The 17138-nt window shown below is 59.8% G+C and carries 16 protein-coding genes and 2 riboswitches; of the genes, 13 read left to right on the plus strand and 3 right to left on the minus strand.

Annotation, left to right across the window (positions count from 1 at the left end):
• From O3S81_RS22370 to O3S81_RS22390, 5 genes are all read left to right on the plus strand, one after another.
• On the plus strand, positions 1 to 478 hold a 478-nt coding region (locus O3S81_RS22370), incomplete at its 5' end, for a biotin/lipoyl-containing protein (protein WP_269346793.1).
• A gap of 126 nt (positions 479 to 604) precedes the next feature.
• The gene (locus O3S81_RS22375) at positions 605 to 1405 is read left to right on the plus strand and encodes a DeoR/GlpR family DNA-binding transcription regulator (RefSeq protein WP_269346794.1); all 801 of its coding nucleotides are present in this window, start codon (positions 605 to 607) and stop codon (positions 1403 to 1405) included.
• 12 nt (positions 1406 to 1417) lie between these two features.
• Positions 1418 to 2608: an MFS transporter gene (locus O3S81_RS22380; protein ID WP_269346796.1), complete on the plus strand. Its 1191-nt coding sequence runs from the start codon at positions 1418 to 1420 to the stop codon at positions 2606 to 2608.
• Between the two features lie 120 nt (positions 2609 to 2728).
• On the plus strand, positions 2729 to 3979 hold the full coding sequence (gene ispG, locus O3S81_RS22385) for a flavodoxin-dependent (E)-4-hydroxy-3-methylbut-2-enyl-diphosphate synthase (protein ID WP_269346797.1): 1251 nt from the start codon (positions 2729 to 2731) through the stop codon (positions 3977 to 3979).
• 66 nt (positions 3980 to 4045) lie between these two features.
• Positions 4046 to 4708: an OmpA family protein gene (locus O3S81_RS22390; protein ID WP_269346798.1), complete on the plus strand. Its 663-nt coding sequence runs from the start codon at positions 4046 to 4048 to the stop codon at positions 4706 to 4708.
• A 29-nt stretch (positions 4709 to 4737) separates the two neighbouring features.
• On the opposite strand, the gene O3S81_RS22395 is transcribed toward O3S81_RS22390, so the two are convergent.
• Positions 4738 to 5652, minus strand: a complete 915-nt coding sequence (locus O3S81_RS22395; RefSeq protein WP_269346799.1) for a polyprenyl synthetase family protein — start codon at positions 5650 to 5652, stop codon at positions 4738 to 4740.
• 137 nt (positions 5653 to 5789) lie between these two features.
• Here O3S81_RS22395 and mtgA point away from each other — a divergent pair, with 137 nt between their 5' ends.
• Positions 5790 to 6536 (plus strand): monofunctional biosynthetic peptidoglycan transglycosylase, encoded by a 747-nt coding sequence (mtgA, locus tag O3S81_RS22400; protein WP_269346800.1) that lies wholly within the window; start codon positions 5790 to 5792, stop codon positions 6534 to 6536.
• Between the two features lie 17 nt (positions 6537 to 6553).
• Here mtgA and O3S81_RS22405 read toward each other — a convergent pair whose 3' ends face one another.
• Positions 6554 to 7573: an aldose epimerase family protein gene (locus O3S81_RS22405; RefSeq protein ID WP_269346801.1), complete on the minus strand. Its 1020-nt coding sequence runs from the start codon at positions 7571 to 7573 to the stop codon at positions 6554 to 6556.
• A 75-nt stretch (positions 7574 to 7648) separates the two neighbouring features.
• Entirely contained in the window at positions 7649 to 8575 is a 927-nt protein-coding gene (gene metA / locus O3S81_RS22410; RefSeq protein WP_080827074.1) for a homoserine O-acetyltransferase MetA, read from the minus strand.
• A gap of 83 nt (positions 8576 to 8658) precedes the next feature.
• Positions 8659 to 8735: riboswitch (SAM riboswitch) on the minus strand.
• A 90-nt stretch (positions 8736 to 8825) separates the two neighbouring features.
• Between metA and O3S81_RS22415 the strand changes: the two genes are divergently transcribed.
• The 7 genes from O3S81_RS22415 to O3S81_RS22445 all read left to right on the plus strand — a co-directional run bounded on the left by O3S81_RS22415 (position 8826) and on the right by O3S81_RS22445 (position 17134).
• Positions 8826 to 9479, plus strand: a complete 654-nt coding sequence (locus tag O3S81_RS22415; protein ID WP_269346805.1) for a thiamine diphosphokinase — start codon at positions 8826 to 8828, stop codon at positions 9477 to 9479.
• A 4-nt stretch (positions 9480 to 9483) separates the two neighbouring features.
• A complete protein-coding gene (locus O3S81_RS22420) occupies positions 9484 to 11310 on the plus strand; it encodes an ABC-F family ATP-binding cassette domain-containing protein (protein ID WP_269346807.1) in 1827 nt (608 codons plus the stop codon).
• A 95-nt stretch (positions 11311 to 11405) separates the two neighbouring features.
• Positions 11406 to 11798 carry a VOC family protein gene (locus tag O3S81_RS22425; RefSeq protein WP_269346808.1) on the plus strand — a complete coding sequence of 131 codons (393 nt, stop codon included), beginning with the start codon at positions 11406 to 11408 and terminating at the stop codon, positions 11796 to 11798.
• Positions 11799 to 11844: 46 nt separating this feature from the next.
• A riboswitch (TPP riboswitch) is annotated at positions 11845 to 11955 on the plus strand.
• A gap of 38 nt (positions 11956 to 11993) precedes the next feature.
• Entirely contained in the window at positions 11994 to 13007 is a 1014-nt protein-coding gene (gene thiB / locus O3S81_RS22430) for a thiamine ABC transporter substrate binding subunit (RefSeq protein WP_269346810.1), read from the plus strand.
• Between the two features lie 19 nt (positions 13008 to 13026).
• Positions 13027 to 14652, plus strand: a complete 1626-nt coding sequence (thiP, locus tag O3S81_RS22435) for a thiamine/thiamine pyrophosphate ABC transporter permease ThiP (RefSeq protein WP_269346812.1) — start codon at positions 13027 to 13029, stop codon at positions 14650 to 14652.
• Positions 14649 to 15365 (plus strand): thiamine ABC transporter ATP-binding protein, encoded by a 717-nt coding sequence (gene thiQ, locus O3S81_RS22440; RefSeq protein WP_269346813.1) that lies wholly within the window; start codon positions 14649 to 14651, stop codon positions 15363 to 15365. The genes thiP and thiQ overlap by 4 nt, the downstream gene beginning before the upstream one ends.
• Positions 15366 to 15619: 254 nt before the next feature.
• Entirely contained in the window at positions 15620 to 17134 is a 1515-nt protein-coding gene (locus tag O3S81_RS22445) for a M48 family metalloprotease (RefSeq protein WP_269346814.1), read from the plus strand.
• Positions 17135 to 17138: the final 4 nt, after the last annotated feature.

A 17138-nucleotide genomic window follows, 5' to 3' on the forward strand; every position in this document is an offset into this window, starting at 1 on the left:
TACTGCCGAGACCTACGGCCCGGTTTCCGTGCTGCCGACCCATGCCTATTTCTATGGCATGGAGGATGGTGAAGAGCTGTTTGCCGATATCGAGCGCGGCAAGACGCTTGTCATCGTCAATCAGGCCTCGTCCGGCACGGATGATAAGGGCATGGTGACGGTGTTCTTCGAGATCAACGGTCAGCCGCGCCGCATCAAGGTACCGGATCGCGCCCATGGCGCCTCCGGCTCCGCGGTGCGCCGCAAGGCAGAACCCGGCAATGCGTCTCATATCGGCGCGCCGATGCCGGGCGTGATCAGCCGGGTCTTCGTCAATCAGGGTCAGGAGATCAAGGCCGGCGACGTGCTGCTCTCCATCGAGGCCATGAAGATGGAAACCGCGCTGCATGCCGAGCGTGACGGCAAGATCGCTGAAGTTCTGGTAAAGCCCGGTGACCAGATCGATGCAAAGGATCTGCTGATCTCATACGCCGAATAACGGCTTACCTTATCGGCAATAGGTTACAGACGCCCGCCTTCCCGGCGGGCGTTTTTTATTGCGCTCCGGCAGAAACTTGATTATGCATGTTCGTGCACGTTTATTCTTGTTTATGCATGAGTCCCCATGAGTGATCATTTTGTCAGCGAGCGGCAGGCGCTCATTCTGGCGCAGTTGCGGCAAAGCGGCCGTGTGCTGGCGCAGGATCTGGCCCAGAATTTCGGTGTTTCCGAAGACACGGTGCGCCGCGACCTGCGCGAGATGGCGGCGCGCGGGGAATGCCTTCGCGTTTATGGCGGGGCACTGCTTTCCGACAGCACGACAGTGCCGCTGAAAACGCGGATTGCCGAGGATGCCGACCGCAAGGCCCTGCTGGCGCGCGCCGTCATTCCGCTCATTGAACCGGGCATGGTGGTTTTCATCGATGCAGGGTCGACCAATCTTGCCATTGCAAGAGCGATCCCAGTCGGCCTTAATCTGACCGTGGTGACGAATACGCCCGCCATAGCCGCCGAGCTGACGGGGCGGGCCGATATCGATCTGGTGCTGATTGGCGGCAAGGTCGATCCGGCCGTCGGTGCGGCAATCGATGCCATGGCGCTTCGGCAGCTTGAGCTGATGCGGCCCGATCTCTGCGTGCTCGGTGTTTGTGGTGTTGCGGCCGAGACGGGCCTTTCGGCGGATGTTTTCGAGGATGCGGTGTTCAAGAGGCTTGCCTGTAGTGCCAGCCAGCGGGTCATCGCCGCAATCACCACGGAAAAGCTCGGCCATAAGGCCGCTTTCCACGTTCATGATTTTTCCCCACCGCTTTGCCTCGTGCTGGAACGGGATGCCGACCGTGCATTGGTCGAGTCGCTCTCGGCAAAGGGCGTAGACGTTCATTGCGGCGACGATGACGCTGCTCAGTTTTCTCATGGTCAAGTCTGAAGGATATTGCCGATGAATGGCCCCACGACATTTTCGCCGACAGGCACACGCTCATCCTATCTGACGCGGCACAGGCTTGGCGTTTCGCTGCTGTTTTTGATGAACGGCTTCATGATGGGATCATGGGCGCCCAAGATTCCGGAATTTGCGGCACGGCTGTCCCTCAGCGAAAGTGCGCTCGGCCTGATCATTCTGGTTTTTGGTATCGGTTCGCTGGTTTTCATGCCGATTGCCGGGTCGCAGATCGCCCGTTTCGGCTCGCGTACCGTGAGCCTTGTCACCGCCGCGATCTTTCTGCCGACGCTGCTTTTCATTTCCTGGGCCGGCACCGTCTGGGCAGGGGTGATCGCAGTTTTCCTGTTCGGCGGTCTGACGGGGGCGATGGATGTTGCCATGAATGCCAACGCAGTGGCTGTGGAGCGCGATATGCGCCGGGCGATCATGTCGTCCTGCCATGCCTTCTGGAGCCTCGGCGGCCTCATCGGGGCCGGTCTTGGCGGTTACCTCATCACGGCCATCGGCGTACAGGGTCACGCCATTGCGCTCACCGTCATCGCGCTCGTGCTTCTGGTCATCGCATGGCCACGGGTTCTGGCGGATCGTCCGCACCCCGAGGAGGAGCGTCCGAAAGGTGGCCTGCCGCTGACGCCGCTACCGTGGATCATCGGCCTGATGGCGCTGTTCTCGATGATCCCGGAAGGGGCCATCCTCGATTGGGGTGCCCTTTATCTGCGCAATGAGCTCGGCGCTTCCGTATCGCAGTCCGGTTTTGCCTTCGCGGCCTTTTCCATGACCATGGCGGTGATGCGTTTTGCCGGCGATCTGGTGCGGGACCGCTTCGGCGCCGTGACGACCCTGCGGTTCTGCTCGGCGATGTCGATCATCGGCCTCGTCATTGCCGGTCTTGCGGGTAATTCCACCATTGCGATCATCGGCTTCGCGATTGCCGGCATCGGTATTTCCAACATGGTGCCCATCGCTTTTTCGGCCGCAGGCAATATGCCGGGGCTGGCGCCGGGAATCGGCCTTTCGGTCGTTACCACCATGGGTTACTCCGGTATTCTGGTGGCACCGTCCGCCATCGGCTTCATTGCAGAACATACCGGCCTTGCCAGTGTCTTCATCGCGCTGCCCCTGCTGCATGTGGTGGTTTTTCTGCTTTCGCGGCTCGCCCGCCATGCGGATGGTGCGGGCAAGGAATAGGCGTCTCGAATTTTGCCATGATTGCGGTAAAGTAGAAGCTCCAGTGCGTTGGGTGTTGACAAGTAGCCCCCCTTGTTTCACCTCAATTGCAAGACCTTGCCGCAAGCTCCAGAGACCGCCATGACGTCACATGCCGATTACGACCCGAAGCCCCGCCGTGCATCCGTCGCCGTAGACGTGGGCGGCGTCATCGTGGGTGGCGGCGCACCCGTCGTCGTGCAGTCGATGACCAATACCGACACGGCGGATATCGACGCCACCGTGCAGCAGGTGGCGGCGCTGTTCCGGGCCGGTTCGGAAATCGTGCGCATCACGGTCGACCGCGACGAAAGTGCGGCCGCTGTGCCGAAAATCCGCGAGCGGCTGCTGCGCCTTGGGCTTGATGTGCCGCTTGTGGGCGATTTCCATTATATCGGCCACAAGCTTCTGGCCGATCACCCGGCCTGTGCAGAGGCGCTGGCCAAATACCGCATCAATCCCGGTAATGTCGGTTTCAAGGACAAGAAGGATAAGCAGTTCGGCGAGATCGTCGAAATGGCGATCCGTTATGACAAGCCCGTCCGCATCGGCGTCAACTGGGGATCGCTCGATCAGGAACTGCTGACGACGCTGATGGACAGGAACAAGGAGCAGGGTTTTCCGCTCTCCGCCCGTCAGGTCACACGAGAAGCCATCGTTCAGTCGGCGCTGATTTCCGCCGAACTTGCCGAAGAGATCGGCCTGCCGCGCAATCGCATCATCCTGTCTGCCAAGGTCAGCCAGGTTCAGGACCTGATCGCCGTTTATTCGATGCTGTCGGAACGATCCGATCACGCCCTGCATCTGGGCTTGACCGAGGCGGGCATGGGTTCGAAGGGCATCGTCGCTTCGTCCGCCGCCATGGGTTATGTGCTGCAGCACGGTATCGGCGATACGATCCGCGTTTCGCTGACGCCGGAGCCGAATGGCGACCGCACCCGTGAGGTGCAGGTGGCGCAGGAACTGTTGCAGGTCATGGGTTTCCGCCAGTTCATCCCGGTTGTTGCGGCATGTCCCGGCTGCGGGCGCACCACGTCCACCGTCTTTCAGGAGCTCGCCCAGAACATCCAGAACGATATTCGCAAGAACATGCCGATCTGGCGTGAAAAATATCCCGGTGTCGAGGCGCTCAATGTCGCCGTCATGGGCTGCATCGTCAACGGTCCCGGTGAAAGCAAACATGCCGATATCGGCATTTCGCTGCCCGGAACCGGCGAAAGCCCGGCTGCACCGGTCTTCATCGATGGCGAAAAGGCTCTCACCCTGCGTGGCCCCAACATCGCCGCCGATTTTGAAGCGCTTGTGATCGATTACATCGAAAAGCGTTTTGGCCAGAAAGATGCGGCGGAGTAAAAACGACCGTGAAAAGGCCGGAATTCCACTGTCATACCTCCTGAACCTCTCGGAGCATCAAAACACATGATCAAAAAAATCGCGATCGTCGCCCTTTGCGGCACCTATCTTTCCGCCTGCACCACCACCGATCCCTATACGGGCGAGCAGAAGATGTCGAACACCGCCGGCGGTGCCGGTATCGGCGCTGTTGTTGGTGCTCTCGGTGGTCTGGCTGTCGGCGGTTCGCCGGTTGGTCGCCGTAACGCCGCGCTTATCGGTGCGGGCATCGGTGCTCTCGCTGGCGGCGCCATCGGCAACTACATGGACGGGCAGGAAGCCGAGCTTCGCGCCCAGCTTCAGGGAACCGGCGTTTCGGTGACCCGCCGTGGCGACAGCATCGTTCTCAACATGCCGTCCAACATCACCTTTGCCACGGATCAGGACCAGGTCATTCCGCCGTTCTACCAGACGCTCGATTCCGTCGCCATCGTGCTGAACAAGTTCAACCGCACGCTGATCGATATTAACGGCCACACCGATTCCACCGGTAGCCTGCAGCATAACCAGGCGCTCTCCGAGCGTCGTGCGGCCTCTGTTGCAAATTATCTCGGTGCACGCGGCGTCGACCAGCGCCGTATTTCGACGCTCGGTTACGGCCCGTCCCAGCCGATCGCTTCGAATGCCTCCTCGGACGGCCGTGCCCAGAACCGTCGCGTCGAAGTGCTGATTTCGCCGCTCAAGGGCTGATGGGATGATGAAAAGCTGAGCGGTTCCGCTCAGCTTTTCCGTTCGGCGATGAATCTTGCGGCCGCGATGAGAATCGCGGCCTTTTCGCCATAAGGGGTCAGGAGTTCGCTGGCCTCGGCCACCTGTTCCTGCAGTTTGATGCGTGCCCAGTCTTCGCCGCGCAAAGCCACCAGCGTGCCCTTGCCGCGTGCGGCATCCTTGCCGGTCGCCTTGCCCATGGTGGCGGCATCGGCGGTCAGATCCAGAAGATCGTCGGCAAGCTGGAAGGCGAGGCCGATCTTTTCGCCAAAGAGACGCAGTCGCTGCCTTTCGGATTGATCGCTGCCGGCAATGATCGCGCCGGCCTCGCAGGCGAAACGCAGCAAGGCGCCGGTTTTCATAGCCTGCAATGTAATAATGCCGTCCTCATCAGGCGCTTTCTTTTCGGCAGCAAGGTCAAGGGCCTGCCCGCCAGCCATGCCGCCAATACCGGCGGCGCGGGAGAGCGAAAGAACGAGTGCGGCCTTGCGCTCGGCCGCGAGCGGATTTTCATCCGAGGCTATGATGTCGAAAGCAAGCGTCAGCAGGCTGTCACCGGCGAGGATGGCGGTTGCCTCATCGAATTTGCGGTGCACGGTCGGCTGGCCGCGGCGCAGGTCGTCGTCGTCCATGGCCGGCAGATCGTCATGGACAAGCGAATAACAATGCAGGCATTCGAGCGCCGCGCCGACAAAAAGGGCGGCGTCGGCATCTCCGCCGAGAAGCGCGACACTTTCGATGACGAGAAAAGGCCGCAGGCGTTTGCCGCCGTTCAGCACGCCATGGCGCATGGCCTCGAGCAGGTTTTGCGGGCGTGTGATCTCATCCGCGCGTGCCTTGCCGGAAAGCAGTTGGCCAAGCAGCGCTTCGGTTTTTGCCGCGTTTTCGCGTAGCCTTGTTTCGAAATTCGTCATCTGAGCGTCCATGCCGCGCTCTTTGGCATGCCGCGCGAATGCAGGCAAACCTTTTCGTGATTCCAGCGCCGCAACAGTGTGACCGGACTCGCCTTGAAGGCGGCAATGGACTATGAAAGGCTTAAATTGGTGCGGGGCTTTGACGAATATTGAGCAGTACGCCTGAAAGCGACGCAGATTACGCCGTGCTGGCGGAAGACCGGAGCAGTCCGAAGGTGGATTTTCGCACGTTGGCAAAGCGCATCATCATGACCTTGCTGGCTTTGCTGATCCTGCCCTATCTGCTGATCCCGGTTTATGCGTTGCCGTTCATCCGGCCTGTTTCAACGCTGATGCTTGCCGATTTGGTGACCCTGCAGGGTTATGACAGGCGCTGGGTGCCGCTTGAGGATATTTCGCCGCGCCTCGTGCAATCCGTAATGATGTCCGAGGATGGGCAATTCTGTTTCCACGGCGGCGTCGACTGGAACCAGATGCAGTCCGTGGTCAGCAATGCACTCGACGGGGCCTCCACCCGTGGCGCAAGCACCATTCCGATGCAGACGGCGAAGAACCTGTTTTTATGGAACGGCCGCTCTTTCCTGCGCAAGGGGCTGGAATTGCCGCTGGCAATTGCGGCTGATTTCGTCTGGTCGAAAAAGCGGATGATGGAGATCTATCTCAACGTTGCCGAATGGGGGCCAGGCATTTACGGCATCGAGGCGGCGGCCCAGCATCATTTCAAGATACCTGCCGCCAAGCTCAGCTCCCGTCAGGCGGCGCTTTTGGCCGTCTCCCTGCCCAATCCCATCGACCGCGTCGCGAGCAAGCCCGGGCGCGGCCTGCAACGGCTGGCCGGCCTTATCGAGCGCCGTGCCCGTGCCTCGGGCGGCTATGTCGGCTGTGTGCTGGACTGATCCCGGCCCTCTGCTTCTCAGCCCTTCGTGAAGATATAATCGGTTTCCTGACGCAGGGTTTCGCCCGGCCGCAGGATCGCATGCGGAAAATCCGGGTGATTGACGGCGTCAGGCCAAATCTGCGTTTCCAGGCAGAAACCGGCAAAGGGGCCGTAATGGCGGCCATCGAGGCCCGGAACGGGGACATCCAGCTTGAAAGCCGAGTAGAGCTGCACGCCGGGTTCGGTGGTGTGAACCTCAAGCGCGATATCGGAGGCGGGCGAATAGGCGCGGGCGACCTTGCGCTTGGCGCGACGCTCGGGCGAGAGGCAGAAATTGTGGTCGTAGAGAACCTGTTCGCCATTCTCCTTGCGCCGCATCGGCGTTGTGTGGCGCAGGTCGAAGACGGTGCCTTCAACGGAGCGGATTTCGCCGGTCGGTATCTGCTGTTCGTTTGTCGGCAGGTAAAAGTCAGCGGCGATGCTGATCTCATGACCAAGTGCGGTATCCGCGCCATCGAGATTGAAATAGGAGTGCTGGCAGACATTGGCGATGGTTGGCTGGTCGGTCACCGTTTCATAAACCACCGAAAGCACGCCGCCATCGCGGATCGTATAGGTGGCCGTGACCGTGCAGTTGCCGGGATAACCGGCGCGGCCATCGGGATCGATGATCTGCAGGACGGCATGGCTTTCGCCATGTTCCATCAGCATCCAGTTGCGCTTGCCCATGCCATCGCTGCCGCCATGCAGATGGGTTACGCCCTTTTCGTTCAGCTCCAGCTGGTATTCGTGCCCGTCGATGGCGAACCTGCCATTGCCGATGCGATTGGCGTTGCGGCCCGGCGTGGCGCCGAAATAGGAGGAATATTTGTAATCCTCGAACTTGTCGAAGCCGAGAACGAGTGGCGGCTGGTGGCCGTCAAGGCGCAGATCCTGAATGACCGCGCCCCAGGTGATGACTTTCGCCGTCAAACCGTCTTTCGAGATGGTGACGCGTTCGACCTTTTCACCGGTTGCCGTGAAACCGAAATCTTCCCGTGCCGCGCCGTCGCTCATCTCGTCATTCTCCCTGGTGTCGCGAATTGCCGGGCGGACGTTGCGTCATTTTCCGGCAATTCGCAATCCCGCAGTTTACGCGGCCAGTTTGCCTATGGCTTGGAGATCATAGGGCGTCGTCTGGTATATCTCGTTGATCCAGTTTCCGAAAAACAGATGGGCATGGCTGCGCCAGCGGTTGAGCGGAGCGAGTTCCGGGTCGTTATGCGGAAAATAATCATGCGGCAGCTTGATGGGCACGCCGGAATTCACGTCGCGGAAATATTCGTCGGACAGCGAGGTGGAATCATATTCGACATGATTGAACATGTAGAGCCGGTTGCCTGCCTTCTCATGCACCAGACACACGCCCATTTCCTCTGATTCCATCAGGATTTCGAGTTCGGGGTTTTTCTCGATATCGGCGCGGCGCACTTCCGTCCAGCGCGAGACCGGAACCTGAAAGTCATCCGAAAAGCCGTTGAGGTAAATCGATGAGGGGCAGAGATTGCGGTGGCGATAAACGCCGAAAGCTTTCTCCTTCAGCTCGTATTTCGGCACGCCGTGGAAATGGTAGATGGCGGCCATAGCGCCCCAGCAGACATTCAGGGTGGAATGGACGTTGGTCTGCGTCCATTCGAAAATCTGCTGCATCTCGTTCCAGTAGGTCACATCTTCATAGTCCAGCAGCTCGATCGGTGCGCCGGTGATGATGAAGCCGTCGAACTTGCGGTGGCGTACTTCCTCCCACGTTTCATAGAAGGAGAGGAGATGCTCTTCCGGCGTGTTCTTGGCGCGATGGCCGCCGATGCGGATCAGCGACAATTCCACCTGCAGCGGCGAAGCGCCAACGAGGCGCGCCATCTGGATTTCCGTCTTGATCTTGTTCGGCATGAGGTTGAGAAGCCCGATTTGGAGCGGGCGGATATCCTGCCGGATGGCCGCCGTTTCGGTCATGACCCGCACACCCTCATGAACGAGGGTCTCAAAGGCGGGAAGCGTATCGGGAATTTTGATCGGCATGTCGAACTCTCTTTTCCGGATCACGTAAAGAACGTTGCGAAAACAAAAAAACCGGCAGCGAAATCGCGGCCGGTCCCAGGAAATTGCCCTTTTCCTCGACCCTTTAGCGACTTCTTTAAAGTGGCTGCAAGCCGGTCGGCAAATCACCACTGAGGCGTTTCATAATCCCGAAGCCGGCGAAAATCAATATAGGCTGATTTCATCGGGGTTTCGGCTTTCCATTTTCGGCCGAGGTGCGGTAAGGCAGGGCATGAACAAAGAGCGCTTCACCATTCTGCTTGGCGGCGATGTCGCGGTGACCGATCGCCTGAAACAGGCGGTCGGCAATAGCCGCGTGATTGCGGCCGATGGCGGCATGCGCCATGCCGCGCCGCTTGGTCTCACACCTGAACTGTGGGTCGGAGATTTCGATTCCGCCAGCCAAGAGCTGCTCGATGCCTGGCCGGATGTGAGGCGGCAACCCTATCCGGCCGCAAAGGCCGTAACGGATGGTGAGATCGCGGTCTCCGAGGCACTTTCGCGCGGCGCGCATTCGCTGCTGCTGGTGGGTGCGCTCGGTGGCGCGCGAAGCGACCATGCGCTTCAGCACCTTCTTTATGCCGTAGCGCTTGCGGAGCGCGGTTTCGAAGTGACGCTGACCTCCGGTGAGGAAGAGGCGAAGCCGCTGCTTGCCGGTTCGCTTACCATCGATTTGCCGGCCGGATCGTTATTTTCCGTCGCCGGCTTTACCGCCCTGGAGGGGCTCGATATCGGCAATGTGCGTTATCCGCTTGATGATTTCGCGCTTGCTTTCGGTTCCTCCCGCACTATTTCCAATGTCGCGAATGGCGGCCTTGTGCATTTCTCGCTGAAAAGCGGCAAAGCCATCGTGCTCGCCCGCCCCTATGATCTGACCGGAGCCTGACGCCTTGGCACCCCCAATTCTGAAACTCGACGATATCAAGCTGACCTTCGGCGTGACCCCGCTTCTCGACGGCGCCAACCTCCAGGTGGAGCCCGGTGACCGCATCTGCCTTGTCGGACGCAATGGCTCTGGCAAATCCACGCTGATGAAGATCGCTGCCGGCCTGGTTGAGGCACAATCGGGCGAGGTTTTCCGGCATCCTGCCGCCACCATTCGTTACCTGGAGCAGGCGCCGGATTTTGCCGGTTACGACACCATTCAGGCCTATGCGGAAGCGGGGCTCGGGCCGGGCGACGATCCCTATCGCGTGACCTATCTTCTCGAACATCTGGGTCTTACCGGACAGGAGAATCCTGAGAGCCTTTCAGGCGGCGAAGCACGCCGTGCGGCGCTTGCCCGGGTCATGGCGCCGGAGCCCGATATTCTGATGCTGGACGAGCCGACCAACCATCTGGACCTTCCCACCATCGAATGGCTGGAAGGCGAACTGCAGCAGACGCGCAGTGCGCTGGTGCTGATTTCGCACGACCGGCGCTTTCTGGAAAAGGTCTCGACCTCCACGGTGTGGCTCGATCGCGGCCAGTCGCGCCGCCTCAATCGCGGCTTTGCCCATTTCGAGGAATGGCGCGACAAGGTGCTGGAAGAGGAAGAGCTTGAACAGCACAAGCTCGGCAAGGCCATCGAGCGCGAAGAACACTGGATGCGCTACGGCGTGACCGCAAGGCGCAAGCGTAACATGCGCCGTGTCGGCGAGCTTCAGGCCATGCGCGCGGAATATCGCGGCCACAAGGGACCGCAGGGTTCCGTGCAGGCGACCGTCACGGAAGGGCGGGAATCCGGCAAGCTGGTCATCGAGGCCGATGCCATCACCAAGGCTTATGGTGAGCGCGTGATCGTCGCGCCATTTTCGCTTCGCGTGCATCGTGGTGACTGCATCGGTCTCGTCGGACCGAACGGTGCGGGCAAAACCACGCTTCTGAAGATGCTGACGGGCCAGCTTGAGCCCGATAGCGGCACGGTGAAGCTCGGCACCAATCTGGAGATCGCCACGCTCGACCAGAAGCGTGAGGATCTCAATCCCGCCGAAACGCTCGCGCATTATCTAACCGACGGGCGTGGTGACAATCTTCTCGTCAATGGCGAAGTGAAGCATGTCACTGGTTACATGAAGGACTTCCTGTTCCAGCCGGAGCAGGCGCGCACGCCCATCCGCAATCTTTCCGGTGGGGAGCGCGCCCGCCTTATCCTGGCGCGCATTCTGGCCCGGCCGACCAATCTTCTGATCCTCGACGAACCGACCAACGATCTCGATATTGAAACGCTCGATCTGCTGCAGGAGATCGTCGCCGGTTTTTCCGGCACGGTTATTCTCGTCAGCCACGACCGTGATTTTCTGGACCGCACCGTCACCTCCACCATCGCACCGGCCAACCCCGATCAGCCGGATGGGCGCTGGATCGAATATGCGGGCGGCTATTCGGACATGATGGCGCAGCGCAAGGGTGCGGCCGAAGAAAAACACAAGGCCGAAAGGCAGGAAAAGGCCAAGGCGGTATCTTCAGCTTCGACGCCGCAGGAGCCTGCAAAGGCTAAAGGCAAACTCTCCTTCAAGCAGAAATTCGCCCTCGAAAATCTGCCGAAGGAAATGGAAAAGGCCCAGGAAGAGATCGCAAAACGAGAACAGCGCATGGCTGACCCGGAACTTTTCGCCAAGGATCAGGCCACCTTCAACAAGCTGGCGCAGGAAATGGAAAAGCTGCGCGACAAGCTGGAGACCATGGAAGAGGAATGGCTGGAACTGGAAATGCTGCGCGAGGAACTGGAGAGCTGAAGCCAGACGCGCCCGTTCACCAGCTTTTCTTCGGCCTTTGACAGGTAAGCGGAATTGCCGTTCTATGACCGCGTTCGTTTGAAGGAGGTCTGAAAATGCGCATGATTTTCGTCAATCTGCCGGTCAAGAATATCGAGGCATCGAGAAGCTTCTTCACGGCCCTCGGTTTCAGCTTCAATCCGGAATATTCCGACGACCGGACGCTCTGCATGATCGTGGAGGAAAACATCTTCGTGATGCTTCTTCAGGAAGAACGTTTTCGCGATTTCATCAATGGCGATATCGCCGATGCCAAAAGCAGCACCGAGGTTCTGACCTGCCTTTCCGCCGGAAGCCGAGAGGAGATCGACCGGATGATCGCAACCGCGCTTGCGTCTGGCGGCGGCAGCTGGAAACCGGTTCAGGATCACGGTTTCATGTATGCCGGCAGCTTTCAGGATCCCGACGGGCACGTCTGGGAGCTGGTGCATATGACGGAGCAGGGTTGATCTTCGGCCATCTTGCCAATCTGGGACGGCGGGACTAAACCATCATCTTGATCTAACGGGGTGTCTTCTGTGCTCGTGTGCAGAGGGCTGAGAGGCTTGCCAACCCGAAGAACCTGATCCGGTTCATACCGGCGGAGGGATTAGACGGCTTCAAGGCAGGCGGCTATTTCCCTTCTCGTTTTTGAGGAGATACCCGTGCGCCGTCGTCTTTTCCTGAATTCCGTCATTGCCGCCTCGCTGTTCCTGCCCGGTTTCGCCGTGGCTCAGGACAAGCCGGAACTGACCGTCTACACTTATGAAAGCTTCGTTTCCGAATGGGGTCCGGGTCCCAAGGTGAAGGAAGCCTTCGAGAAGGTCTGCGGCTGCACGGTCAATTTTGTGGGTGTCGCGGATGGCGTGGCGCTGCTCAACCGTCTGAAACTTGAGGGTAGCGGTTCCAAGGCGGATGTCGTTGTTGGTCTCGACACCAATCTTGTCGCGGAAGCCAAACAGACCGGCCTTTTTGACGCCAGCGGCATCGATGCATCGGCGGCCAAGGTGCCGGGCGGTTTTGCCGACGATGTTTTCGTGCCCTATGATTATGGGCATTTCGCTGTCATCTATGATACGCAGACGGTGAAAAACCCGCCGGCGAGCCTCAAGGAGCTGGTGGAAGGTGACCCTGCGCAGAAGATCGCCATTCAGGACCCGCGTACTTCCACGCCGGGGCTCGGCCTGCTTTTGTGGGTAAAATCGGTTTATGGCGACAAGGCGCCGGAAGCCTGGACAAAGCTCAGGAAGCGCATTCTCACCGTCACGCCGGGCTGGTCGGAATCCTATGGCCTGTTCACCAAGGGGGAGGTGCCGATGGTGCTCTCCTACACCACCTCGCCTGCCTATCACATGGTCGCCGAAAAGTCGGACCGTTATCAGGCCGCGGTCTTTTCCGAAGGGCATTACATCCAGATCGAAGTGTCTGGCCTTCTCAAAAATGCACCGCACAAGGAGCTGGCAAAGCAGTTCCTCGCTTTCACGCTGACCTCAGGTTTTCAGGATGCCATCCCGGAAAACAACTGGATGATGCCGGTCGCGGCAACCTCGACGCCCTTGCCCGAGGCATTTTCCAAACTCGTCGTGCCGCAGAAGACCTTCCTGATGGATCCGGAAGAAGTGGCGAAGAACCGCAAGGCGTGGATCGACGAATGGCTTGCCGCCATGAGCATGAACTGAGGAAGAGGCACGCCCGCGCATGATGCTGCGTCGCGATTATCGGCGGTCGATCATTTTCGGGACGGCGGCTTTTGCCGCCGTTTTCCTGTTCATGGCGCTCGCGGTTTTTGCGCTGCTGTCATTTGACGCTGGCGCATCCGCCGCCGGTATCATGGATGCCTATACGTTGCGCATCCTGCGCTTCACACTGTACCAGGCCACGCTCTCCACCCTTTTGTCCATCACTCTTGGCCTGCCCGTCGCTCTGGCGCTCGCCCGGCGGAAAGAGTTTCCGGGAAGGATCTGGATCATCCGGCTGATGGCGGTGCCAATGGGGCTGCCGGTGATCGTCGGCGCCTTCGGCATCATCACCATCTGGGGCAGGCAGGGTGTGCTGAACAGTGCCCTTGTTTTTGCCGGTGTGGATGAGCCTTTCAGCATTTATGGCCTTTCCGGCATTCTCATTGCTCACGTCTTCTTCAATCTGCCGCTTTGCGTGCGGCTGATGCTGGCGGGGCTGGAGCGTATTCCGGGGGAATATTGGCGCATGGCGGCAAGTCTCGGCATGGGGCCGGTTTCGGTTTTCCGTTTCATCGAATGGCCTGCGGTCTCGCGGCTCATTCCCGGCATTGCCGGGCTGGTTTTCATGCTGTGTGCCACCAGCTTCACGCTTGTGCTTCTTCTCGGCGGCGGGCCGGCGGCGACAACGCTGGAGGTGGCGATCTATCAGGCGCTGCGGTTCGATTTCGATCCGCAGCGGGCAATCGCGCTCTCGGTTCTGCAGATCGTCCTCACCGCAATCCTGCTCGGGCTGCTCGCCTTTCTGCCGTCACCGGAAGCGGAAATCTCTTCGCTTGGTCGCAGCATCCGCCGTTTCGACGGCAAAAGTACCGCTGCGCGCCTGTGGGACGGGGCGGCAATCGTTTTTGCCGTTTTCCTGATCGGGCTGCCGCTTGTCGCCATAGCGGTTTCGGGGCTGCAGGCCGATCTGCCGCGTCTGCTCACCGCGCCGGTCTTCCTGCGCGCCGCGGCGACCAGTCTTGCAATCGCCATGCTGTCGGCAATTCTCGTCGTCCTCTGCTGCATGGCGATCATCGGCGCGCGTCAGGCTGTCAACTCCAGACGTAGCGTGGCCTGGCCTCTCCGCCTGCTTTCCGCAGTCCTTGGGGCGGGGTCGTCGCTGGTGCTGCTTGTGCCGCCCGTCGTACTGGGAAGCGGATGGTTCCTGCTGCTGCGGGTGTTCGGTGATGTCAGCTTTTATGCGCCCGTTCTCGTGGCGCTCATCAATATGTTGATGGCCTTACCCCTTGCCATGCGGGTGATGGAGCCGGCTTTTACCAGCCATTTTCTGCGCACTGGCCGGCTTTCCGCCAGTCTCGGGCTTCAGGGCCTGTCGCGGCTGCGGTTTGCCGATCTGCCGGTTCTGTGGCGGCCCGTGCTGATGGCGCTTTCCTTTGCCATGGCGCTGTCGCTCGGTGATCTCGGGGCGGTTGCGCTGTTCGGATCGGAAAGTTTCGTCACCTTGCCCTGGCTGGTTTATAGCAATATGGGCAGCTATCGCACCAATGATGCCGCCGGTTATGCCTTCCTCCTTGGTGTCGTTTGCCTGCTGCTGGCCGCAGGCGGCGTTTCGCGGCAATCCCAATCAGCAAGGGCGAGCATATGACGGGTTATGATTTTGCCGTTGAGCTGGACAAGGTCACGCTGCGGCTTGGAGCACAGGATTTCGATCTCGATTGCGCCTTCCCGCAAGGTCAGGTGACCGCCGTTGTGGGTGCCTCCGGTTCGGGAAAATCGACTCTCCTTAATCTTGTCGCTGGTTTTGAGGTGCCGGATTCCGGTCGCGTGGTGATCGATGGGCAGGATATGACGGCACAAGACCCTTCGGAGAGACCGGTTTCATCGATCTTTCAGGACAATAATCTTTTTGCCCATCTCGATATTTTCACCAATGTCGCTCTCGGCGTTAGCCCCGGGCTGAAATTGCGAGCGGAAGACCGGCAGAGGATCGAGGTGGCGCTGGCGCGCGTCGGCCTTGCGGGTTTCGACAAGCGTCTGCCGGGCACACTTTCCGGCGGGGAAAGACAGAGAGCGGCGCTGGCCCGTGCGCTGGTGCGGAAAAAACCGGTCATGCTGCTCGACGAGCCCTTCGCCGCGCTCGATCCGGGATTGCGGGCGGGCATGGCCTCTTTGCTTCTCGACTTGCATGATGAAACAAAAAATACGGTGATTATTGTCACGCATCACCCCGATGACATAAGAAAGCTGGCGCAGCGGGTGGTTTTTCTTGAGCGCGGCCGCGTTGTCTATGCAGGCTCGACCGCAGATTTCTTCACCACACAAAATGTGAAGGCGGTCGACAGTTTTCTGAATGGCTGATCGCCTTATTTTCGACGCGCGCCGCTGGCAATCGCTTTAGATGACTTCAATGGCGCTAATTTGCACTTGCCAGTTTCAAGTTGTTGTCCGAGAAAAGATGGGAATTATTGCGTTCTTCAGGAATATTCCGGACTTGATGGATCGTTTTTACCGCTTTGGCATTCATCGCCCATTGGGGCGAATCTGTTATTCTGGTCTGCAATTAACGGATGATCAGGAACGTTAAGGGGCAGGCATAGAGAATGAAAAATAGCATGACTGCACAGCGGAGGCTCTTCTCCGGTTCAGGCCTTCGCCGTTCCGGCCGGCTTGCTGCGGCCTGGTCCGCGCTGACGGCGTCCGCCGTGTTGCTGTCATCGTGCCAGTCCCTCTTCAGCCCGGCCTACCAGTCCACATTGCGTCCTTCGGATAATCCCCAGACCGTGGAAGAGGTGCAGAAGAATGATCCGCGCGCCCAGATGGGTGCGCGCGAACATCCGCGCATCGTCGCAAGTTATGGCGGCGAATATCGTGACGCCAAGACGGAGCGGTTGGTCGCCCGCATTGCCGGCGCGCTGACGGCTGTCTCGGAAAATCCGCAGCAATCCTATCGCATCACCATTCTGAACTCCCCCGCCATCAATGCTTTCGCATTGCCCGGCGGATATCTCTACGTGACGCGCGGACTTCTGGCGCTTGCCAATGATGCTTCTGAAGTGGCGGCCGTGCTGTCGCACGAGATGGGCCATGTGACCGCAAACCACGGCATCGAACGCCAGCGCCGCGAAGAGGCCGAGGTGATTGCGAGCCGCGTAGTCGCCGAGGTGCTGTCGAGCGATCTCGCCGGCAAGCAGGCACTGGCCCGCGGCAAGCTGCGGCTTGCGGCCTTCTCCCGCCAACAGGAATTGCAGGCGGACGTGATCGGCGTTCGCATGCTGGGCGAGGCTGGCTACGATCCCTTCGCATCGCCGCGTTTTCTGGATTCCATGGCGGCCTATGCGCGGTTCTCCTCGGCTGATCCCGAAAACGATCAGAGCCTTGACTTCCTTTCCAGCCACCCCAATACGCCGCAGCGCATCGAACTGGCGCGCCGTCATGCCCGCGCCTTCGGCCAGGAAGGTCAGGTCGGGGATCGTGGCCGCGACTGGTTTCTGGATGGCATAGATGGCCTGCTTTATGGCGACAGCCCGCAGGAAGGTTACGTCCGCGGTCAGACATTCCTGCATGGAACGCTGGGTATCCGCTTCGATGTGCCGGAAGGTTTCGTCATCGACAACAAGGTGGAGGCCGTTCTGGCGACGGGGCCGGGCGACATGGCGATCCGTTTCGACGGCGTGGCCGATCCGAAACAGACGAGCCTTGCCAATTACCTGACCAGCGGCTGGGTTGCCGGCCTGTTGCCGGAAACCGTCAAGGAAACACAGATCAATGGTCTGGAAGCCGCGACAGCCCGCGCCAGCGCGGATAAATGGGATTTCGACGTGACCGTCATCCGTGTCGGGCAGCAGATTTTCCGGTTCCTGACGGCGGTGCCGAAGGGCAATACGCAGCTCGATTCCATCGCCAATATATTGCGCACCAGCTTCCGCAAGATGACGCCGCAGGAGATCGCCTCGCTGAAGCCGCTGAGAGTGCGGGTGGTGACGGTGAAGTCCGGTGAAACCGTGGCGACGATGGCGGCACGGATGATGGGAACCGACCGGAAGCTCGACATGTTCCGCATGATCAACGCGATGAGCGCCACGGCCACCATTCAGCCCGGTCAGCGGGTGAAGATTATTTCGGAATGAGCTG

It is taken from the genome of Agrobacterium sp. SOY23, assembly GCF_027212525.1.
GTDB classification, from domain to species: Bacteria; Pseudomonadota; Alphaproteobacteria; order Rhizobiales; family Rhizobiaceae; genus Agrobacterium; species Agrobacterium tumefaciens_I.